Genomic DNA, 16,485 nt, shown 5'->3' on the forward strand with positions numbered 1-16,485 from the left:
TCCCTCCGAGAACGCGTCCTCGAGGACCCTGATGAACCCCGAGATCCACACGTCGATCCAAGCAGCGCAGACGGGCCCGCGCCCGGGCCGCACCCAGAGTTGGCGCGATGGTCGCGAACGTTCACCGGCCGGTGGCTCCGGCGCGCTCGGCGGAGCGGGGCCGCGCGCAGCAGGGGCCGGAGAGCATAGAGTTCGAGGTCAGGGCGTTCCCCGCCCGCAGCGCACCCAGGAGGCCGTCATCACCACCCCCATCACCGCCGCGAGCTGGACCTACTCCGAGGAGCTCGTCGCCGAGGACGAGGTGCTGCTCGGCGCGCGTGCCCGGGCGGAGGAGGTCGGTGTCGTTCCCGTCAGCCCCGGGGCCGGTGCCGCACTGCGCTTCCTGGCCGCCGTGCTGGACGCCCGCGCCGTCGTCGAGATCGGCACGGGCACGGGCGTCTCCGGCCTGTGGCTGCTGCGCGGCATGCGCCCCGACGGCGTGCTGACCAGCGTCGACGTCGAGGCGGAGCACCAGCGGCTCGCCAAGGAGACGTTCGCGGAGGCGGGCATCCCCTCGCAGCGGGTGCGGGCCATCCCCGGCGCCGCGCTCGACGTGCTGCCCCGGCTGACCGACGGCCACTACGACCTGGTGCTCTGCGACGGCGACAAGCTCGAGTACGCGGCGTACCTGACCGCGGCCCTGCGCCTGCTGCGCCCGGGCGGCGTCGTCGTGTTCGACAACGCCCTGTGGCACGACCGGGTCGCCGACCCGGCCAAGCGCGACGAGACGACGATCGCCATCCGCGACCTCGGCCGCGAGGTGGCCGCCTCGGAGGACCTCGTGCCGGTGCTGCTGCCCGTCGGCGACGGCCTGCTGGCCGCGAAGAAGATCGGCTGAGGACTGCCGCGCGGGCGGCGGGCGTCAGAACCCGCTGACCCGGCCGTCCCGGCCGGCCAGCCAGTCGAGCAGCAGACGCGGGCCGAACCCGGTCGGACCGGCCGTCCACTCGTCGGCGTCCTTCGCCGCGTCCCCGACCGACGCGATGTCGAGGTGCGCCCACGGCACGTCGCCCACGAAGTGGCGCAGGAAGAGCGCCGCGGTGATCGCACCCGGTCCGCCGGGCGCGTTGTCGGCGTCCGCGATCGTCGAGGCCAGCTTCTCCTCGTAGACGTCGGCCAGCGGGAGGCGCCACAGCGGCTCCCCCGCGCGGCCCCCGGAGGAGAGCAGGGCGTCGGCGAGCGGGTCCGAGGTGGCGAACAGACCGCCGGTGCTGAGGCCGAGCGCGACCTTGCCGGCGCCCGTCAGGGTCGCGACGTCGACGAGCACCGCGGGGTCGAGCCGGTCCACCGCGAAGGCCAGCGCGTCGGCCAGCACGAGGCGGCCCTCGGCGTCGGTGTTGGTGACCTCGGTGGTGCGCCCGCCGTACTGCCGCAGCACGTCGCCCGGGCGCAGCGCGTCCCCGCCGACCGCGTTCTCCGCGGCCGCGACGAGACCCGTCACGCGCACGGGGCAACCGACGGCCGCCAGCGCGGCGAGCGTCGCCATCACGACGGCGCCACCGGTCATGTCGCGCTTCATGGTGCGCATGCCCTCGGCGGGCTTGAGGGAGAGGCCCCCGGTGTCGAAGGTGATGCCCTTGCCGACGAGCACCACCCGCGGCGTGCGGCGGAGCGCCGCGCGGGAGAGGCCCGGCGGCGTGTAGTCGAGGCGGATCAGCACCGGCGGGGTCACCGAGGCGCGACCCACCGCGACGATGCCGCCGAAGCCGCGCCGCCGCAGCTCGTCGACCTCGGTCACCTCGACCTCGAGGCCGTGCCGCGCGCCGAGCGCCTCGGCCTGGTCGGCGAGCCAGCGCGGGGACTTCACGTTGGAGGGGACGGTCGCGAGGAGCCGCGACGTCCAGCCGGCGCGGCCCACCGCGACGGCACGCTCGACGACGCCCGCGACCGCGTCGTCGTCGGGCAGGCCCGCGAGCACGAGCACACCGAGCGGCGGCCGCTCGTCGTCACGCTCGGACCAGCGGAAGGAGAAGGCCCCCAGGGTGGCCCCCACGACGTACGCCGCGAGGGCGTCGTCGGTCTCGGCGACGGCCGCGACGGTGCTGGTCGCGGCGGCACGACCCGCGCAGGCGCGAGCGGTCGCCGCCCCGGCCCGACGCAGGTCCTCGACCCCGCCGGCGCCGACGCCGACGAGGAGCAGCAACCGCACCTCGTCGGGCCCGGGACCGAGCAGCGGGATGCGGGTGACCTCGCCCGCCCGGCCGGTCGCCCGGTGGGCGGCCAGCGCGGCGAGGAGGTCGAGACCCCACCGCTCGGCGACCTCGGCCCCACCGGGGCCGATGACGAGATCGGGCCCGTCGGTGCCCTCCCCCGCCTCGTCGGCGTCGCCGCCGGCGTCGTGGCCAGCGGAGGGGGGCGGCAGCACCGCGACGGCGAGCACCGCGCCGCGGTCGGGATCGTCCCCGACAGCGGCGAGGGAGTCGCGTCGCTCGACCTCCGGCGGGACGGGCTGCGGGGGCAGCCCGCTCAGCGGGAGGCCGAGCACGGCGTGGGCGGCGTCGGTCGGGGCGTCAGGCGACACGTGTCAGGAGACGACGGCCTTGAGGGCGTCACCGAGGTTGCCGGCCTCCTCGGCGTTGAGCTCCACGACGAGGCGGCCACCACCCTCGAGGGGAACGCGCATGACGATGCCGCGACCCTCCTTGGTGACCTCGAGCGGACCGTCGCCGGTCCTCGGCTTCATCGCCGCCATCCGTGCACCTCTTCTCTCGTCAAGTTCGAGCGGGGGGATGCCAGCGCACTCCCCGCGACGTGCTGCGCGCCATTATCCCCTATCGCCCCCCGTCGTCGACGCGAGACCTCAGGACGCGCCGCCCGCACGCTGGAAGAGGGCGGCGACACGACGCGGTGCGTACGTGCGCATGTAGGTCGCGTCGGGCCGCGCGCCGTACTCCACGGTCATGGCGATGCCGGGGTAGCGGGCGTTGTACCAGCCCGTCATCGTGCCGGAGCAGACGCCGCCGCAGTTGAAGTTCTTCAGCGGCAGGTTGAGGCCCTGGGCGACGTAGCGCGACCAGCTGGGGTACTTGGTGTCGATGTCCACGCCGTTGAGCGGCTGGTGGAAGCTGAGCAGCAGGTCGGGCTGCGCCTTGTCGAGCACCTTCATGAAGCTGTGCGTCTCGACCTCGGAGGCCGCCTGGTTGCCGGCGTAGTAGTTGCCGGTCAGGGGCCGCCAGTTGTGCGGGAAGTTGCGGTTGAGGTCGACGCCGCGGGAGTTCTGGCGCCGCTTGGCCACCAGCCCGTCCGGGTTGTAGGCCGGCACGATCCACAGGTCGACGGCGGTGAAGCGACCGGCGGCCGCCAGCTCGCGCAGCCCGGTCGCGATGCCGTTCACGCCCTGCTCGTTGCCGTGCATGCCGACCACGACCATCGCGGTGAACTTCGCGTCGTAGTTGCCCACCCGGTAGGCCACGAGGTCGCGGCCCTGCGCGGTGCGGCCGTAGACCCACTTCGCGGACTGCGTGTAGGGCTTCGCCACCGCGGCCGCGGCGTCGGGCGCCGGCGGCACCGCCACCACCCGGGGCTTCGCCTGGGCCACCGGCGACCCGACGAGCATCGCGACGGCGAGGAGACCGACGAGGAGGGAGAGGAACGGGACCCGAGACGAGCGCGGCGGCTTCATACCGCATCGTGGCACAGGACACAGCCCCGCGGGGCCGGTTTCGGCAGGGTCAGACGGCGCCGAAGAGGTAGCCCAACGTGAAGACGACGCCGGCGACCAGCACGCCCACGTGGCCGACGACGGCGAGCAGGAGACCGAGGAACCAGCGTCGGTCACGCGCGTCGGAGTGCCGGCCACGGCTCGGGAGCCAGCGACCGAGCAGGAGCAGGCCGAACCAGCCGGTGACCCACCAGGCGCCCAGGCCCACGGCGCCCAGGAGCGAGTGCCAGGCCTTGCCGTCGGCGGGGACGAGGATGAAGACCGTCCACACCACGGTCGCCAGCAGGCCCGCCCCCGTGTGCGCGCCGAGCAGCAGCGGCGAGACGCCGTGGCCCGTCGAGCGACCGCTCCCGAGGATCCATCGGGTGACCACGACGACCACGACGCAGAACGCGGTCAGCGCGTAGACGGCGAGGGAGCTCGGGACGGGGATCACGGCGGGTCAGTGTGCCTCACGGTCGGCCGCATCGCCATCCGGGCCGTCCCGGCCATCGGCGGGGGCGACAGGCGGGCGGTACAGGTCGATGCCCTCCTGCTGGGCGGCGAGGCGCTCGAGGAGCGCGTCGACGTCGGCCTGGCGGTAGCCGCGGAGCACCACCGGGAAGCACACGCCGCGCAGGTCGTCGGCCGTGATCCGCCCCGTCGACGGCACGCCCGCGTCGGGCCGGTCGCCGTGCTCGGGAGCCATCGGCGTGCCGTGCCCGGCGGCCACGGCCGCCACGCCGGCCATCGCCGCGACGGCGAGCACCGCGAAGATCCAGACCATCAGCCCTCCCCGATCACTCGGGGTAGGAGCCGGAGGGGCGGGCCACCCCGTCCGCCTCGAGCCGGTCGAGGACGTGGCGCACCGCGTCCGCGGGGTCGTCGGTCAGGTGCAGGTGGTCGAGGTCGGACTCGCGGATCTTCCCGTCGGCCAGCAGCACGTCGCGCATCCAGTCGATGAGCCCCTGCCAGTACGCCGTGCCGAGCAGCACCACCGGGAACCGGGTGACCTTCTGGGTCTGGACCAGGGTGAGCGCCTCGAACAGCTCGTCGAGCGTGCCGACGCCGCCGGGGAGCACGACGAAGCCGCTTGAGTACTTCACGAACATCGTCTTGCGCGCGAAGAAGTAGCGGAAGTTGATGCCCTTGTCGACCCAGGCGTTGAGGCCCGTCTCGAAGGGCAGCTCGATGCCGAGCCCGACGCTGACCCCGCCGGCCTCGGACGCGCCCTTGTTGGCGGCCTCCATCGCGCCGGGACCGCCGCCGGTGATGACGGCGAAGCCCGCCTCGGCCAGCAGCCGACCGACCTCCTCGGCCTGGGCGTACTGCGGGTGGTCCACCGCGGTCCGCGCCGAGCCGAAGACGCCGATCGCGGGGCCCAGCTCGGCCAGGGCGCCGAAGCCCTCGACGAACTCGGCCTGGATCCGCATGACGCGCCAGGGGTCCGTGTGCACCCAGTCGGCCTCGCCGGCGGAGTCGAGCAGGCGCTGGTCGGTGGTCGTCAGGTCGACCTGGCCGCGGCGCAGCAGCATGGGGCCGCGTCGCTTGATGCGCTCGCGGAGGGGCACGGACGCCTGCGGCACCCGCTCCGGCCCAGTGGGCATGGGCGACCGCTCCGCCGCCGTCGCGGAGGGGTCCGAGCCCTCCCCCAGGCCGGCCTCGCGCTGCTCGCTCATGACTGCTCCTCGTCGTACGGGGTGGCGGGTGCGCCTAGCCACGACCGCAGCTGCTGCTCGCAGCGCACGATGTCGGCGGCGGGGACGAACTCGTCCTGCTTGTGGGCGTACATGGGGTCGCCCGGCCCGAAGTTCACGGCCGGGATGCCGAGGGCGCTGAAGCGGGCGACGTCCGTCCAGCCGAACTTCGGCGCGACCCGGCCCCCCACGGCCTCGACGAACGCGGCCGCCGCGGGGACGCCGAGCCCGGGCAGGGCGCCGGGGGCGGAGTCGACGAGCTCGACGTCGTACCCCGCGAAGAACTCCCGCACGAAGGCCTCGGCCTCCGCCTCGGTGCGGTCGGGGGCGAAGCGGTGGTTGACGGTGACGACGCACGCGTCGGGCACGACGTTGCCGGCGACGCCGCCGGAGATGAAGACGGCGTTGAGGCCCTCGTGGTACTCGAGGCCGTCGATGACGGGGCGTCGGGCCTCGTACGCCGCGAGCCGGGCCAGCACGTCACCGGCGGCGTGGATCGCGTTGACGCCGCGCCAGCTGCGGGCGGAGTGCGCGCGCTCGCCGCGGGTGCGGACCTCGAGGCGCAGGGTGCCCTGGCAGCCGGCCTCGACGGCCGCGTTGGAGGGCTCCATGAGGATCGCGAAGTCGGCGGCCAGCAGGTCGGGGTCCGACAGGCCGAGCTTGCGCAGGCCGTTGTGCTCGGCCTCGATCTCCTCGGCCTCGTAGAGGATGTAGGTGACGTCGCGGTTGGGCTCGGCGAGCTCCGCGGCGAGCTTGAGGATGACGGCGTCGCCGCCCTTCATGTCGCAGGTGCCGAGGCCGTGGAGCAGCTCGCCGTCGGGCGTCTGCTCGCGGCGGTGGGGCAGGTTGTCGTTGAGCGGCACGGTGTCGAGGTGGCCGGCGATGACGACGCGCTCGGCGCGCCCGAGGTCGGTGCGGGCGACGACGGTGTGGCCCCGCCGGGTGACGGTGAGGTGCGGCAGCGGGCTGAGCGCCGCCTCGACCGCGTCGGCGATGGCCTTCTCGTCGAGGCTCACCGACGCGATGTCGACGAGCTGCGCGGTCAACGTGACGACGTCCGCGTCCAGGTCCAGGCTCGGGTGCGACATGGCTCCATCCAAGCAGGCGGGCGGGTCAGGCGTCCGCCGCCTCGGCCTTCGCGAGGTCCTGCTTCCAGACGCGGAAGCCCTCCTCGGTGCGGCCGCGGCGCCAGTACGCCGACACCGACAGGTCGGCGCGCGTCACGCCCTGCGCCTTCAGGAGCGGACGGACGTGGTGCATCACCGCGTCGCCCTCGCCGTGCACGAACACCTGCACGCGACCCGCGGGCCAGCCGTCGGCGACGAGGGCGCGCACGGCCACGACCATCGGCGCCCGCTCGCCGACCAGGTCGGTCGCAGACGACGACGCACCCCGGTGCAGCCAGCGCAGCTCGACCCCGGCCGGCACCGGGAGGGGCAGCTCGTCGCCCGGGCCCGCCACCTCGACGAGCACGTGGCCGCGCGCGTCGGCCGGCAGGGCCTCGACGGCGGCTGCGATGGCCGGCAGGGCCGACTCGTCGCCGACGAGCAGGTGGGCGTCGGCCGCGGGGTCGGGGGCGTAGGCACCGCCGGGACCGTTGACGAAGAGCACCGCCCCCGGCTCGACCGAGGCCGCCCACGGCCCGGCGACGCCCTCGTCGCCGTGCACGACGAAGTCGATGGCCAGGGTTCCGCGGGCGACGTCGAGCTGGCGCACCGTGTAGGTCCGCACCACCGGCGCCTGCCCCGGCGGCAGGGTCGCCTGGAGCCGGCGGAGGTCGGTGGTCTCGCTCAGCTCGGTGCCCTCCGGCGCGAAGATCAGCTTCACGTACCGGTCGGTGTCCGTGCTGTCGGCGAAGGCGGCCAGGTCGCCCTCGAAGGTGACGCGCACCAGGTGGTCGGTCAGGGCGGCGCGACCGGTCACGGTCAGGCGGGTGGGCATGCAGGCTCCTCGTGGATCGACTTAGGCAAGCCTAACTAACCGCCCGCGCGGTCGTGGTGCGAGGCCCGCGGACTCCGCAGGGCTCGCACCACGACCAGGTGGGGACGGAGCGGGGCTCATGCCTTCGCGAGCGCCACGCTGACCGCCTGCCCGTCGCCGACCGTCACGTCGGCGACGTGGGCGCCGGCGGGCAGCACGCCCGTCCCGACGGTGTACGACGACGCGAGCGTCTCCCCCGCCACCAGCGCCTCGTGGGTGCGGAGCGCGGCGAGCACGTCCTCGTCACCGCCGAGCACCAGCACGATGCGGTCGGAGACGTCGAGCCCGGCGTCCTTGCGGGCCTGCTGCACGGCGCGCACGACGTCGCGCGCGACGCCCTCCGCGGCCAGCTCCGGCGTCACCGTCGTGTCGAGCACGACGAAGCCGCCGCCGGGCAGCACCCCGATGGCCTCGCCCTCGCCGCCGGACGCGACCGTCTCGAGCGTGTACTCGCCCTTGACCAGCGCCAGGCCGCCCGCCGTGACGGTCCCGTCCTCGGCCACCGACCAGTCGCCCGACTTCGAGCCCTTGATCGCCCGCTGGACGTCCTTGCCGAGCCGGGGCCCGGCGGCCCGGGCGTTGACGACGAGGCGCTCGGAGACGCCGTACGCCGCGGCCTCGTCCGCGTCGGCGGCGACGAGCCGCACGCCCTTGAGGTTGAGCTCGTCGGCCACGAGGTCGCCGAAGCCGGGGAGCACGTCGGCGAGCGCGGCCGGGTCGTCGACCACGACGGTCAGCCCGGCGAGCGGGAGCCGGTTGCGCAGCTTCGCGCCCTTGCGCAGCGCCGACCCGGCGGAGCAGACCTCGCGCACGAGGTCCATGGCCGCGACGAGGGCGTCGTCGGCGGGGAGCTCGTCGAGCGTCGGCCAGTCGGTGAGGTGCACCGAACGACCACCGGTCAGCCCGCGCCACACCTCCTCCGTCGTCAGCGGCAGCAGCGGCGCCGTCACCCGGCAGACCGTCTCGAGCACGGTGAAGAGCGTGTCGAACGCAGCCCGGTCGACGTCGTCGCCGGTGGACCAGAAGCGCTCGCGGGACCGGCGGATGTACCAGTTCGTCAGCACGTCGAGGAACCCGCGCGTCGTCTCGCACGCGTCCGCGATGGCCAGCTCGTCGAGCTGGGTGGTCATCGTGGCGACGTACTGGCGCAGCTTCGCCAGCACGTAGCGGTCCAGCGGGTCCGTCGAGGTCGTGCTGGCCTGCGCCTCGTAGGACTCGGCGTTCGCGTAGAGGCTGAAGAAGTACCAGCTGTTCCAGAGCGGGATCATCACCTGGCGCACGCAGTCGCGGATGCCCTGCTCCGTGACCACCAGGTTGCCGCCCCGCAGGATCGGCGACGCCATGAGGAACCAGCGCATCGCGTCGGCGCCGTCGCGGTCGAAGACCTCGGAGACGTCGGGGTAGTTGCGCAGCGACTTGCTCATCTTGTTGCCGTCGCTGCCCAGCACGATGCCGTGGCTGATGCAGGTGGAGAACGCCGGCTTGTCGAACAGCGCCGTGGCCAGGATGTGCAGCGTGTAGAACCAGCCGCGGGTCTGGCCGATGTACTCGACGATGAAGTCCGCCGGGAAGTGGCCCTGCAGCGACGCCGCGCCGTCGAACCACTCCTTGTTCTCGAACGGGTAGTGCACCTGCGCGAAGCTCATCGAGCCCGAGTCGAACCACACGTCGAGCACGTCGGTCACGCGCCGCATGGTGCTGCGCTCGCCCTCGGGACGCGGGTCGTCCGGGTTCGGTCGCACGAGGTCGTCGACGAACGGCCGGTGCAGGTCGGGCTCGCCCGCCGCGTTGCGCGGCAGCCGCCCGAAGTCGCGCTCGATCTCCTCGAAGGAGCCGTAGACGTCGACCCGGGGGTAGGCCGGGTCGTCGCTCTTCCACACCGGCACCGGGGAGCCCCAGAAGCGGTTGCGGGTGATCGACCAGTCGCGGGCGTTCTCCAGCCACTTGCCGAACTGGCCGTCCTGGATGTGGTCGGGCACCCAGCGGATCTGCTGGTTGAGCTCGAGCATCCGGTCCTTGATCCGCGTGACCTCCACGAACCACGACGAGACGCCCTTGTAGATGAGCGGCTGCCGGCAACGCCAGCAGTGGGGGTAGGAGTGGTCGTAGGTCTCGCGCCGCAGCAGCACCGTGCCGAAGGAGACCGACCCCGTGTCCGTGGCGTCGCGGCCGGCGACGTGGTCGAGGGCGTACGTCGCGTTCTTGAGGTGCTCGATGATCGGCTGGTTCGCGTCGAAGACCTGCACCCCGGCGTACTCGGTCACCGGCGCGGTGAACCGGCCGTCCTTGCCGACGGGCATGACGGCCTCGATGCCCTCGCGGTCGGTGACGACCTTGTCGTCCTCGCCGAAGGCACCGGCGGTGTGGACGAGGCCCGTGCCGTCCGTCGTGGTGACGAACTCGGCGGGGACGACACGGAACGCGTTCTCGTGGCCCGCGTAGTAGGAGAACGGCGGCGTGTAGACGCGCCCGAGGAGCTCGGCGCCCGTGTAGCGCGCGACCACCTGGTCCTCGACGCTCTCGCTGGCGTCGTCCTTCAGCTCGCGGGCGTACGACGCGAGCCGCGCCTCCGCGAGGACGTAACGCTCCGGCGTACCGGTGAAGGAGGACTCGACCACGACGTAGTCGATGTCCTCGCCCACCATGACCGCGAGGTTGGAGGGCAGGGTCCACGGGGTCGTCGTCCAGACGAGCGCGAGCGCGCCCGCCAGCGGGTCGTCGCCGCCGTCGGGGCCGTGGCCGTGCAGGCGCACGCCGACGGTGACCGCCGGGTCCTGCCGCATCTGGTAGACGTCGTCGTCCATCCGCAGCTCGTGGTTGGACAGCGGGGTCTCGTCGTTCCAGCAGTACGGCAGCACGCGGAAGCCCTCGTAGACGAGGCCCTTCTCGTGCAGCGACTTGAACGCCCAGATGACCGACTCCATGTAGTCGGGGTTGAGGGTGCGGTAGTCGTTCTCGAAGTCGACCCACCGCGCCTGGCGCGTGACGTAGTCCTGCCACTCGCCCGTGTACTTCAGCACCGAGGCCCGGCAGGCGTCGTTGAACTTCTCGATGCCCAGCTCGAGGATCTCGTCGGTGGTCTTGATGCCGTTCAGGCGCATCGCCTCGAGCTCGGCCGGGAGGCCGTGGGTGTCCCAGCCGAAGCGGCGCTCGACGCGCTTGCCGCGCATCGTCTGGTAGCGCGGCACGATGTCCTTGACGTAGCCCGTCAGCAGGTGGCCGTAGTGGGGCAGGCCGTTGGCGAACGGCGGACCGTCGTAGAACACGAACTCGTTCTCGCCCTGCTCACCGGCGCTGCGCTGCGCGACGCTCGCCGCGAACGTGTCGTCGGACTCCCAGTAGGCCAGCACCTGCTTCTCGATCTCCGGGAAGCGGGGGGACGTCGGGACGCGGTCGGCGCCGCTGGTGGAGACCTGGGGGTAGGCCATCGCGGTGAGCTCCTGGTGGTCGGTTCGGTCGGTCGTCGTGCGTGGCTGCTGCTCGTGCCACGAGGACGACGCCGGGGCGCCGCGGTACCACCTCGCTTGCCGCCGCCCCCGTTGCCGGGACGCGACGACCGCTTCGTTCGTGGGCTGTGACGGGCCCACCCGTCCGGTTCTACTGAGGGAGCAGGCTCCCCGTTCTTCCGGAGGCTCGCCGCTGATGACGGCTCCAGCGCCTCTGCGCGGGATGGTACGCCGCCCGCTCGCCCCCCGCGAATCCGTTCCGTCGCGCTCCCTCGCCGTCGGGGTGGGCCTGTCCTAGGGTGCCCGCGTGCCTCCCGCCGTCTGGCTCGTGCCCCTCATCCCCGTCGCCGTGGGGCTCGTGCTCGTCGTCGTGGGACGCGTGCGGCTCGGGATGACGCGCGACTGGGTGCGCACGACGGGTGTGGTCACCACGCGGGACGGCGCGGTGAGCGGCTTCCCGTCGCAGTACCCGACCTTCATGTGGCAGGACGGCAACGGGACCTGGCACCGGCAGCGCTCCGGGATGCGGGGCGGCATCCTGTCCCCCGGCCGGCCCGTGCCCGTGGCCTACGACCCGGCGTCGCCGAGCCGCGCCATGATCGACACCCCGGTGCAGAACGGCCGGCTCCTCGCCACCATCGGGCTGGCGGTCGCCCTCGGCGGCGGGGCTCTCGCCCTCGGCATCCTCACGATGGTGGCGGTCGTCGCGGTCTGACGGCCCCGCGGCGTACCGGTGCCCTCCTAGAGTGGGCCCGATCCGTGGGTGCGGTCCGTGGCTGCGGTCCGTCGAGAGCACGAGGAGGTGGCCGCCGTGGCTCCGAGGCTTCCCGAACCGGGGGACGTGATCGCCGGGCGCTACGAGCTGGTCCGCGTGCTGGGCCGCGGCGGCATGGCCGTCGTGCTCGAGGGGCGGGACCTGCTGCTGGAGCGCCCCGTCGCCGTCAAGGTGCTGAGCGACACCGCCGACGACGAGAAGGCGCACGAGCGCTTCGTCGCCGAGGCGCGGCTCCTCGCGCGCCTGCACCACCCGCGTCTCGTGACCGTGCTCGACGCGGGCACCGTCGACGGCCGGCCCCACATCGTCATGGAACTCGTGGCCGGCTCCGACCTCGCGGCGGTGCTGCGGGACGGTCCCCTCCCGGCGGACCGGGTCGCCCGACTCGGCGCCGAGGTCGCGGAGGCGCTCGCCCACGCCCACGCGGCGGGGATCGTCCACCGCGACGTGAAGCCCGGCAACGTGCTCGTGGAGGACAGCGGCCACGTGCGGCTCGCCGACTTCGGCATCGCCCGCCTCGCGGAGGCGACCACCCGGCACACCCGCACCGGCACCGTGATCGGGTCCCCCGTCTACCTCGCCCCCGAGCAGGTCGCCGGGGAGACGGTGACGACGGCGACCGACCTCTACTCGCTGGGGCTCCTGCTGCTGGAGGCCCTCACCGGGGAACCGCCGTTCACCGGCACGCAGATCGAGGTGGCCATGGCCCGGCTCACGGCCGGGCCGACGCTGCCCCCGACGCTGCCGCCCGGGTGGGCGGCGCTGCTGCGCGACCTCACCGCGCGGGAGCCGGCGCAGCGTCCCGACGCGGCCGCCGCCGAGGCGCGGCTGCGTGCGTTGGCGACGGGCGACGTCGCCGGGGCCGCGGCCCCCACCGCCACGGCGGTGCTCCCGGTGGCGGACCTCCCGTCCGCTCCGCTGCCTCCCCCGCTGCCTCCCCATCCCGGTGGCCCGGCGCCGTCGAGCACCGCGGTGCTCCCGAGCCGCGACCGCGACGTACGGCGCCGGCGCGGTCCCCTCCTCGCCGCCGTCGGCGTCGTGGTGGTGCTCGGGCTCGTCGGCGGCGCGGCGATCGCCCTCGGCGCGGGCGACGGGGACGGCGGCGGCTCCGCGCCCGACGTGCCGGCGGTGCCCGCGGACGCGCCCGCCGACCTGCAGGACCCGCTGGCCGCCCTGCACGACGCGGTCGAGGAGGCGACGCGATGAGCGCCCGTCCGTCGCGGCTCGGCCGGGTGCTCGCCGGCACGGCCCTCGTGCTGCTGACCGCCTGCGGGGGCGGCTCCCAGGACAGCCGCGCCGAGCTGGTCGACGCGCTGGAGGCGATCGACGACAGCGTGACCGGCTCCGACGACGACCTCGTGCTGCAGCGCATCGACGAGCTGGTCGAGCGCACCGAGGACGCCCGCGACGCCGGGGACATCAGCGACGCCGAGGCCGAGCAGGTGCTGGCCGCGGCCGAGGCGCTGCGCGCGGCGGTGCTCGCCGGGGCGGGCGACGAGCCGACCCCGGGACCCACCACCGCACCCACCACGGAGCCGACGAGCGAGCCGACGACCCCGTCCACGACCGGCCCCGCGCCGCCCACCTCGGCGCCGACCTCGGACGAGACCGACGAGGACGACGAGGACGACCGTCCGGGTCCCGGCGGGGGTCGGGGCGGGCCTGACGACAAGGACGACAAGGACGACCGGGACGACGGCCCGCGGGGGCCGCGGGAGCCCTAGCTGATCCCCGCCCGGTCGAGGGCCTCGGCGGTGAGCCGCTGGCCGAGCTCGACCATCTCGGTCGCGCGGTGGAAGTCCAGCGTGCGGCAGGCGTCGACCGGGACGTCGACGGTGACGTCGGCCGGGAACGCCGCCTGGCGGTAGCGGTGCACGAGCCCCTGCATCGCCTCGAACGCCTGGGCGGTGACGTCGGTGAGGCGCAGGTCCTTCGGCAGCGGGTCGATCCCGCCGACCGGGGGGTCGGCCGAGGCCACGGCCTCGGGTGCGGCCGGCTCGACGGCTCCCGTGGGGTCGCCGCGGTGACCGTCCTGGTCGTCCACGTCGACGGCGTGCTCCTCGCGCCCCGTGATGCTGGAGATCGTGCGGCGCAAGCGACCCCGCCACTCCTCGCGTCGCTGCGGGGCCGCCGACTCCTGCGACGGCGCCTGGCGCCCCGGCCGCTCCCGGCGGCCGAGGAGCGACACCGCCACGGTGAGGTCCGCCGGGACGGCGGTGGTGGGATCGATGGGCACCGGGTTGAGGAGGCCGCCGTCGACGAGGAGGCGGCCGTTGATCATCACCGGGGTGAAGAGGCCCGGGATCGCGATCGAGGCCCGCACAGCCGGCAGGAGGGGTCCGCGCTGGAACCAGACCTCCCGCTGCGAGCCCAGGTCGGTGGCCACGGCGGTGAAGGGCACCGGCAGGTCCTCGATGTCGACGTCGCCGAAGAGCTCCCCGATCTCGTTGAGCAGCCGGTCCGCCGCGACCGCGCCCGGCGCGGAGAGCTTGAAGTCCATCAGCCGGAGCACGTCGCGCTGCCGCAGCCCCATCGCCCAGGCGGCGAAGTCGTCGTCCCGACCGGCGGCGGCGAGGGCGCCGACGACCGCGCCCATCGACGTACCGGCGATGGTGACCACCTCGTGCCCGCGGGCGCGCAGCTCCTGGAGGGCCCCGAGGTGGGCGTATCCCCGGGCGCCGCCGCTGCCGAGGGCGAGGGCGACGCGGGTGCGTCGCGCAGGAACGGGGCCCGTCGCGGAGGTCACAGCAGGGAGAATAGGCGGGAGTCCAGGACGGGCGTAGCGTCCTGCGCCGTGCAGATCCGCGGTCTTCTCGCCGACACCCGTCCCCTCGCCGTACCGGCGTTCCGGCGCCTGTGGATCGCGAACATCGTCACGGTGGTGGGCGCGCAGCTGACGGTCGTGGCGGTGCCGGCGCAGATCTACGCGATGACGGGGTCGTCGGCGTACGTCGGCCTCACCGGCGTCTTCGGCCTCGTCCCCCTCATCGCCTTCGGGCTCTGGGGCGGCGCGCTCGCCGACCACTTCGACCGTCGGATCCTGCTGCTCGTCACCACGACCGGCCTCATCGCGACGAGCGCCCTCTTCTGGGTGCAGGCCGCGGCAGGCTGGAACGACGTGTGGGTGCTGCTCGGGCTGTTCTCGGTGCAGCAGGCGTTCTTCGCGATCAACCAACCGACCCGGACGGCGATCCTGCCGAAGCTGGTCGACTCCTCGCTCCTGCCCGCGGCGGCGTCGCTCAACATGACCGTCATGCAGGCCGGCGCGATCGCGGGGCCGCTGGTCGCGGGCGTGCTCATCCCGTTCACGGGCTTCGCGTGGCTCTACCTCGCCGACACCGTCTGCCTCTTCGCGACGCTCGCGGCCGTGATCAGCCTGCCGTCGCTGCCGGTGGAGGGGACGACCGGTACGCCGGGGCTGAGGTCCGTCGTCGAGGGCCTCACCTACCTGGCGGGGCAGCCGGTGCTCCTCATGAGCTTCGTCGTCGACATCATCGCGATGCTGTTCGGGATGCCGCGCGCGCTGTTCCCGGAGATCGCCCACGTCTCCTTCGGGGGACCGGACGAGGGCGGGCTCGCCTTCGCCCTGCTCTTCGCCGCCATCCCCGCGGGTGCCGTCATCGGCGGCGTCTTCTCGGGGTGGGTGACCCGGATCGAGCGGCAGGGCCTCGCCGTCGTGCTGTCCATCGTGGTGTGGGGGCTCGCCATCACCGGGTTCGGTCTCGCGGCCGGCGCCGCCGACGGCTCTGCCGGGATCTGGCTGGCCATGGCCGTGCTCATGCTCGCCATCGGCGGCGCCGCCGACATGGCCTCGGCCGCCTTCCGGCAGACGATGCTGCTGGCGGCGGCGTCCGACCAGGTGCGGGGCCGGCTCCAGGGCGTGTTCATCGTCGTCGTCGCCGGCGGCCCGCGTCTCGCCGACGTCGCCCACGGTGGCGCCGCCGCCGTCGTCGGCGCCTCGGCCGCCGCGGCCGGTGGCGGCGTGCTGACCGTCATCGGCGTCGTCGTCGCCGCCCTCGCCGTGCCGGCGTTCGTCCGGTACCGCGTCGTCCGGGCGTCGTGAGGGGCTCCGGTCGGTTCCCCGGCTAGCCGGGGAACCGACCACTTTGACCATCAAATTTCATGGTCAAAGCGGCGTGTTCCCCGGCTGACCGGGGAACCGACCGCCCCGTGTCGGCCCCACCTGTGGACGCGAAGCGGGCCGGGGGTCAGCGCAGGACGGGCTCGGGGCCCTTGATGGTGTCGATCCAGAACGTCACCTGGTCCGGCGACGGCCACGACCGCACCGGCGCCAGGCCGTCGACCGCGCCGCCGTCGATCCCGGCGAGACGCACGTAGGCCAGGCGGCCCTCGTCGACCCGCAGCGCGACGACGTACGCCTCCCCGTCGGGCCCCACGAACCTCGCCCGCACGGGGAACTCGGCGTCCGCGGGTACGGCGAGCGGCACGTCCTCGGGGACCTCGAAGGTCGCGAAGTCGATCGGCTGCCGCGGGTCGTGGGGGGCGTCGGCGGTGACGGAGCGCGCGAGCTGGGCGCGGAGCGCGAGGGCGCCGTAGTCCTCCGTCTGCGACAGGATCGCGTCGGTCAGGGCCCGCACGTCCTCGTCGAGGGCGCGGGTCTCCCACGTGGGCTCGCCGGCGTCGAGGTGGAGCTCGCTGCCGGACACCCCGCCCCGGGCGCGCGCGGCCAGGTCGCCGAGGCGGTCGCGGACGGCCTCGGCGGGGACGGCGCGGCGCGCGACCTCCCACCCGGCCCAGGCGAGGCCGCCGAGGACGGAGGCGGCGGCGCCGCGGCGTACCAGTCGCAGTGCCTCGCGCCGGGCTCGCGAATCGGGATCCATGGACCCAGACGGTAGCCGGACTCTCCTCGGAGCTGTCGGCGGCGGTCCGTAGCATGGTGCGACGTGA

General features: G+C 74.2%; 16 protein-coding genes. 5 read left to right on the top strand and 11 right to left on the bottom strand.

The window, feature by feature from the left end; all coding sequences use genetic code 11:
* The first annotated feature begins 238 nt into the window (after positions 1–238).
* The gene (locus PIR53_12755; protein WZH54449.1) at positions 239–877 is read left to right on the top strand and encodes an O-methyltransferase; all 639 of its coding nucleotides are present in this window, start codon (positions 239–241) and stop codon (positions 875–877) included.
* Positions 878–901: 24 nt separating this feature from the next.
* Here the strand turns inward: PIR53_12755 and PIR53_12760 are convergent, their stop codons facing one another.
* The 9 genes from PIR53_12760 to ileS all read right to left on the bottom strand — a co-directional run bounded on the left by PIR53_12760 (position 902) and on the right by ileS (position 10,784).
* On the bottom strand, positions 902–2,560 hold the full coding sequence (locus PIR53_12760) for a leucyl aminopeptidase family protein (protein ID WZH50892.1): 1,659 nt from the start codon (positions 2,558–2,560) through the stop codon (positions 902–904).
* 3 nt (positions 2,561–2,563) lie between these two features.
* On the bottom strand, positions 2,564–2,731 hold the full coding sequence (locus PIR53_12765; protein WZH50893.1) for a DUF3117 domain-containing protein: 168 nt from the start codon (positions 2,729–2,731) through the stop codon (positions 2,564–2,566).
* A 108-nt stretch (positions 2,732–2,839) separates the two neighbouring features.
* Positions 2,840–3,661: a DUF2817 domain-containing protein gene (locus PIR53_12770; GenBank protein WZH50894.1), complete on the bottom strand. Its 822-nt coding sequence runs from the start codon at positions 3,659–3,661 to the stop codon at positions 2,840–2,842.
* Positions 3,662–3,710: 49 nt separating this feature from the next.
* Positions 3,711–4,136: a hypothetical protein gene (locus tag PIR53_12775; GenBank protein ID WZH50895.1), complete on the bottom strand. Its 426-nt coding sequence runs from the start codon at positions 4,134–4,136 to the stop codon at positions 3,711–3,713.
* A 6-nt stretch (positions 4,137–4,142) separates the two neighbouring features.
* Positions 4,143–4,466, bottom strand: a complete 324-nt coding sequence (locus PIR53_12780) for a DivIVA domain-containing protein (protein ID WZH50896.1) — start codon at positions 4,464–4,466, stop codon at positions 4,143–4,145.
* A 13-nt stretch (positions 4,467–4,479) separates the two neighbouring features.
* On the bottom strand, positions 4,480–5,214 hold the full coding sequence (locus tag PIR53_12785; GenBank protein ID WZH54450.1) for a TIGR00730 family Rossman fold protein: 735 nt from the start codon (positions 5,212–5,214) through the stop codon (positions 4,480–4,482).
* A 140-nt stretch (positions 5,215–5,354) separates the two neighbouring features.
* On the bottom strand, positions 5,355–6,464 hold the full coding sequence (gene dapE, locus PIR53_12790) for a succinyl-diaminopimelate desuccinylase (GenBank protein ID WZH50897.1): 1,110 nt from the start codon (positions 6,462–6,464) through the stop codon (positions 5,355–5,357).
* 25 nt (positions 6,465–6,489) lie between these two features.
* Entirely contained in the window at positions 6,490–7,317 is an 828-nt protein-coding gene (locus PIR53_12795) for a siderophore-interacting protein (GenBank protein ID WZH50898.1), read from the bottom strand.
* Between the two features lie 116 nt (positions 7,318–7,433).
* Positions 7,434–10,784 (bottom strand): isoleucine--tRNA ligase, encoded by a 3,351-nt coding sequence (ileS, locus tag PIR53_12800; protein WZH50899.1) that lies wholly within the window; start codon positions 10,782–10,784, stop codon positions 7,434–7,436.
* 325 nt (positions 10,785–11,109) lie between these two features.
* Between ileS and PIR53_12805 the strand changes: the two genes are divergently transcribed.
* From PIR53_12805 to PIR53_12815, 3 genes are all read left to right on the top strand, one after another.
* Positions 11,110–11,517, top strand: a complete 408-nt coding sequence (locus PIR53_12805; GenBank protein ID WZH50900.1) for a DUF3592 domain-containing protein — start codon at positions 11,110–11,112, stop codon at positions 11,515–11,517.
* Between the two features lie 96 nt (positions 11,518–11,613).
* Positions 11,614–12,783: a serine/threonine-protein kinase gene (locus PIR53_12810; protein ID WZH50901.1), complete on the top strand. Its 1,170-nt coding sequence runs from the start codon at positions 11,614–11,616 to the stop codon at positions 12,781–12,783.
* Positions 12,780–13,301 (top strand): hypothetical protein, encoded by a 522-nt coding sequence (locus PIR53_12815; protein WZH50902.1) that lies wholly within the window; start codon positions 12,780–12,782, stop codon positions 13,299–13,301. Before PIR53_12810 ends, PIR53_12815 begins: the two co-directional genes overlap by 4 nt.
* Here the strand turns inward: PIR53_12815 and PIR53_12820 are convergent.
* The gene (locus PIR53_12820; GenBank protein WZH50903.1) at positions 13,298–14,323 is read right to left on the bottom strand and encodes a patatin-like phospholipase family protein; all 1,026 of its coding nucleotides are present in this window, start codon (positions 14,321–14,323) and stop codon (positions 13,298–13,300) included. The two genes, PIR53_12815 and PIR53_12820, sit on opposite strands and share 4 nt — an antisense overlap.
* A gap of 48 nt (positions 14,324–14,371) precedes the next feature.
* Here PIR53_12820 and PIR53_12825 point away from each other — a divergent pair, with 48 nt between their 5' ends.
* Positions 14,372–15,640: an MFS transporter gene (locus PIR53_12825; protein WZH50904.1), complete on the top strand. Its 1,269-nt coding sequence runs from the start codon at positions 14,372–14,374 to the stop codon at positions 15,638–15,640.
* 145 nt (positions 15,641–15,785) lie between these two features.
* On the opposite strand, the gene PIR53_12830 is transcribed toward PIR53_12825, so the two are convergent.
* A complete protein-coding gene (locus PIR53_12830; GenBank protein ID WZH50905.1) occupies positions 15,786–16,418 on the bottom strand; it encodes a hypothetical protein in 633 nt (210 codons plus the stop codon).
* Positions 16,419–16,485: the final 67 nt, after the last annotated feature.

The sequence above is a fragment of the Nocardioides alkalitolerans genome, assembly GCA_038184435.1.
GTDB lineage: Bacteria > Actinomycetota > Actinomycetes > Propionibacteriales > Nocardioidaceae > Nocardioides > Nocardioides alkalitolerans_A.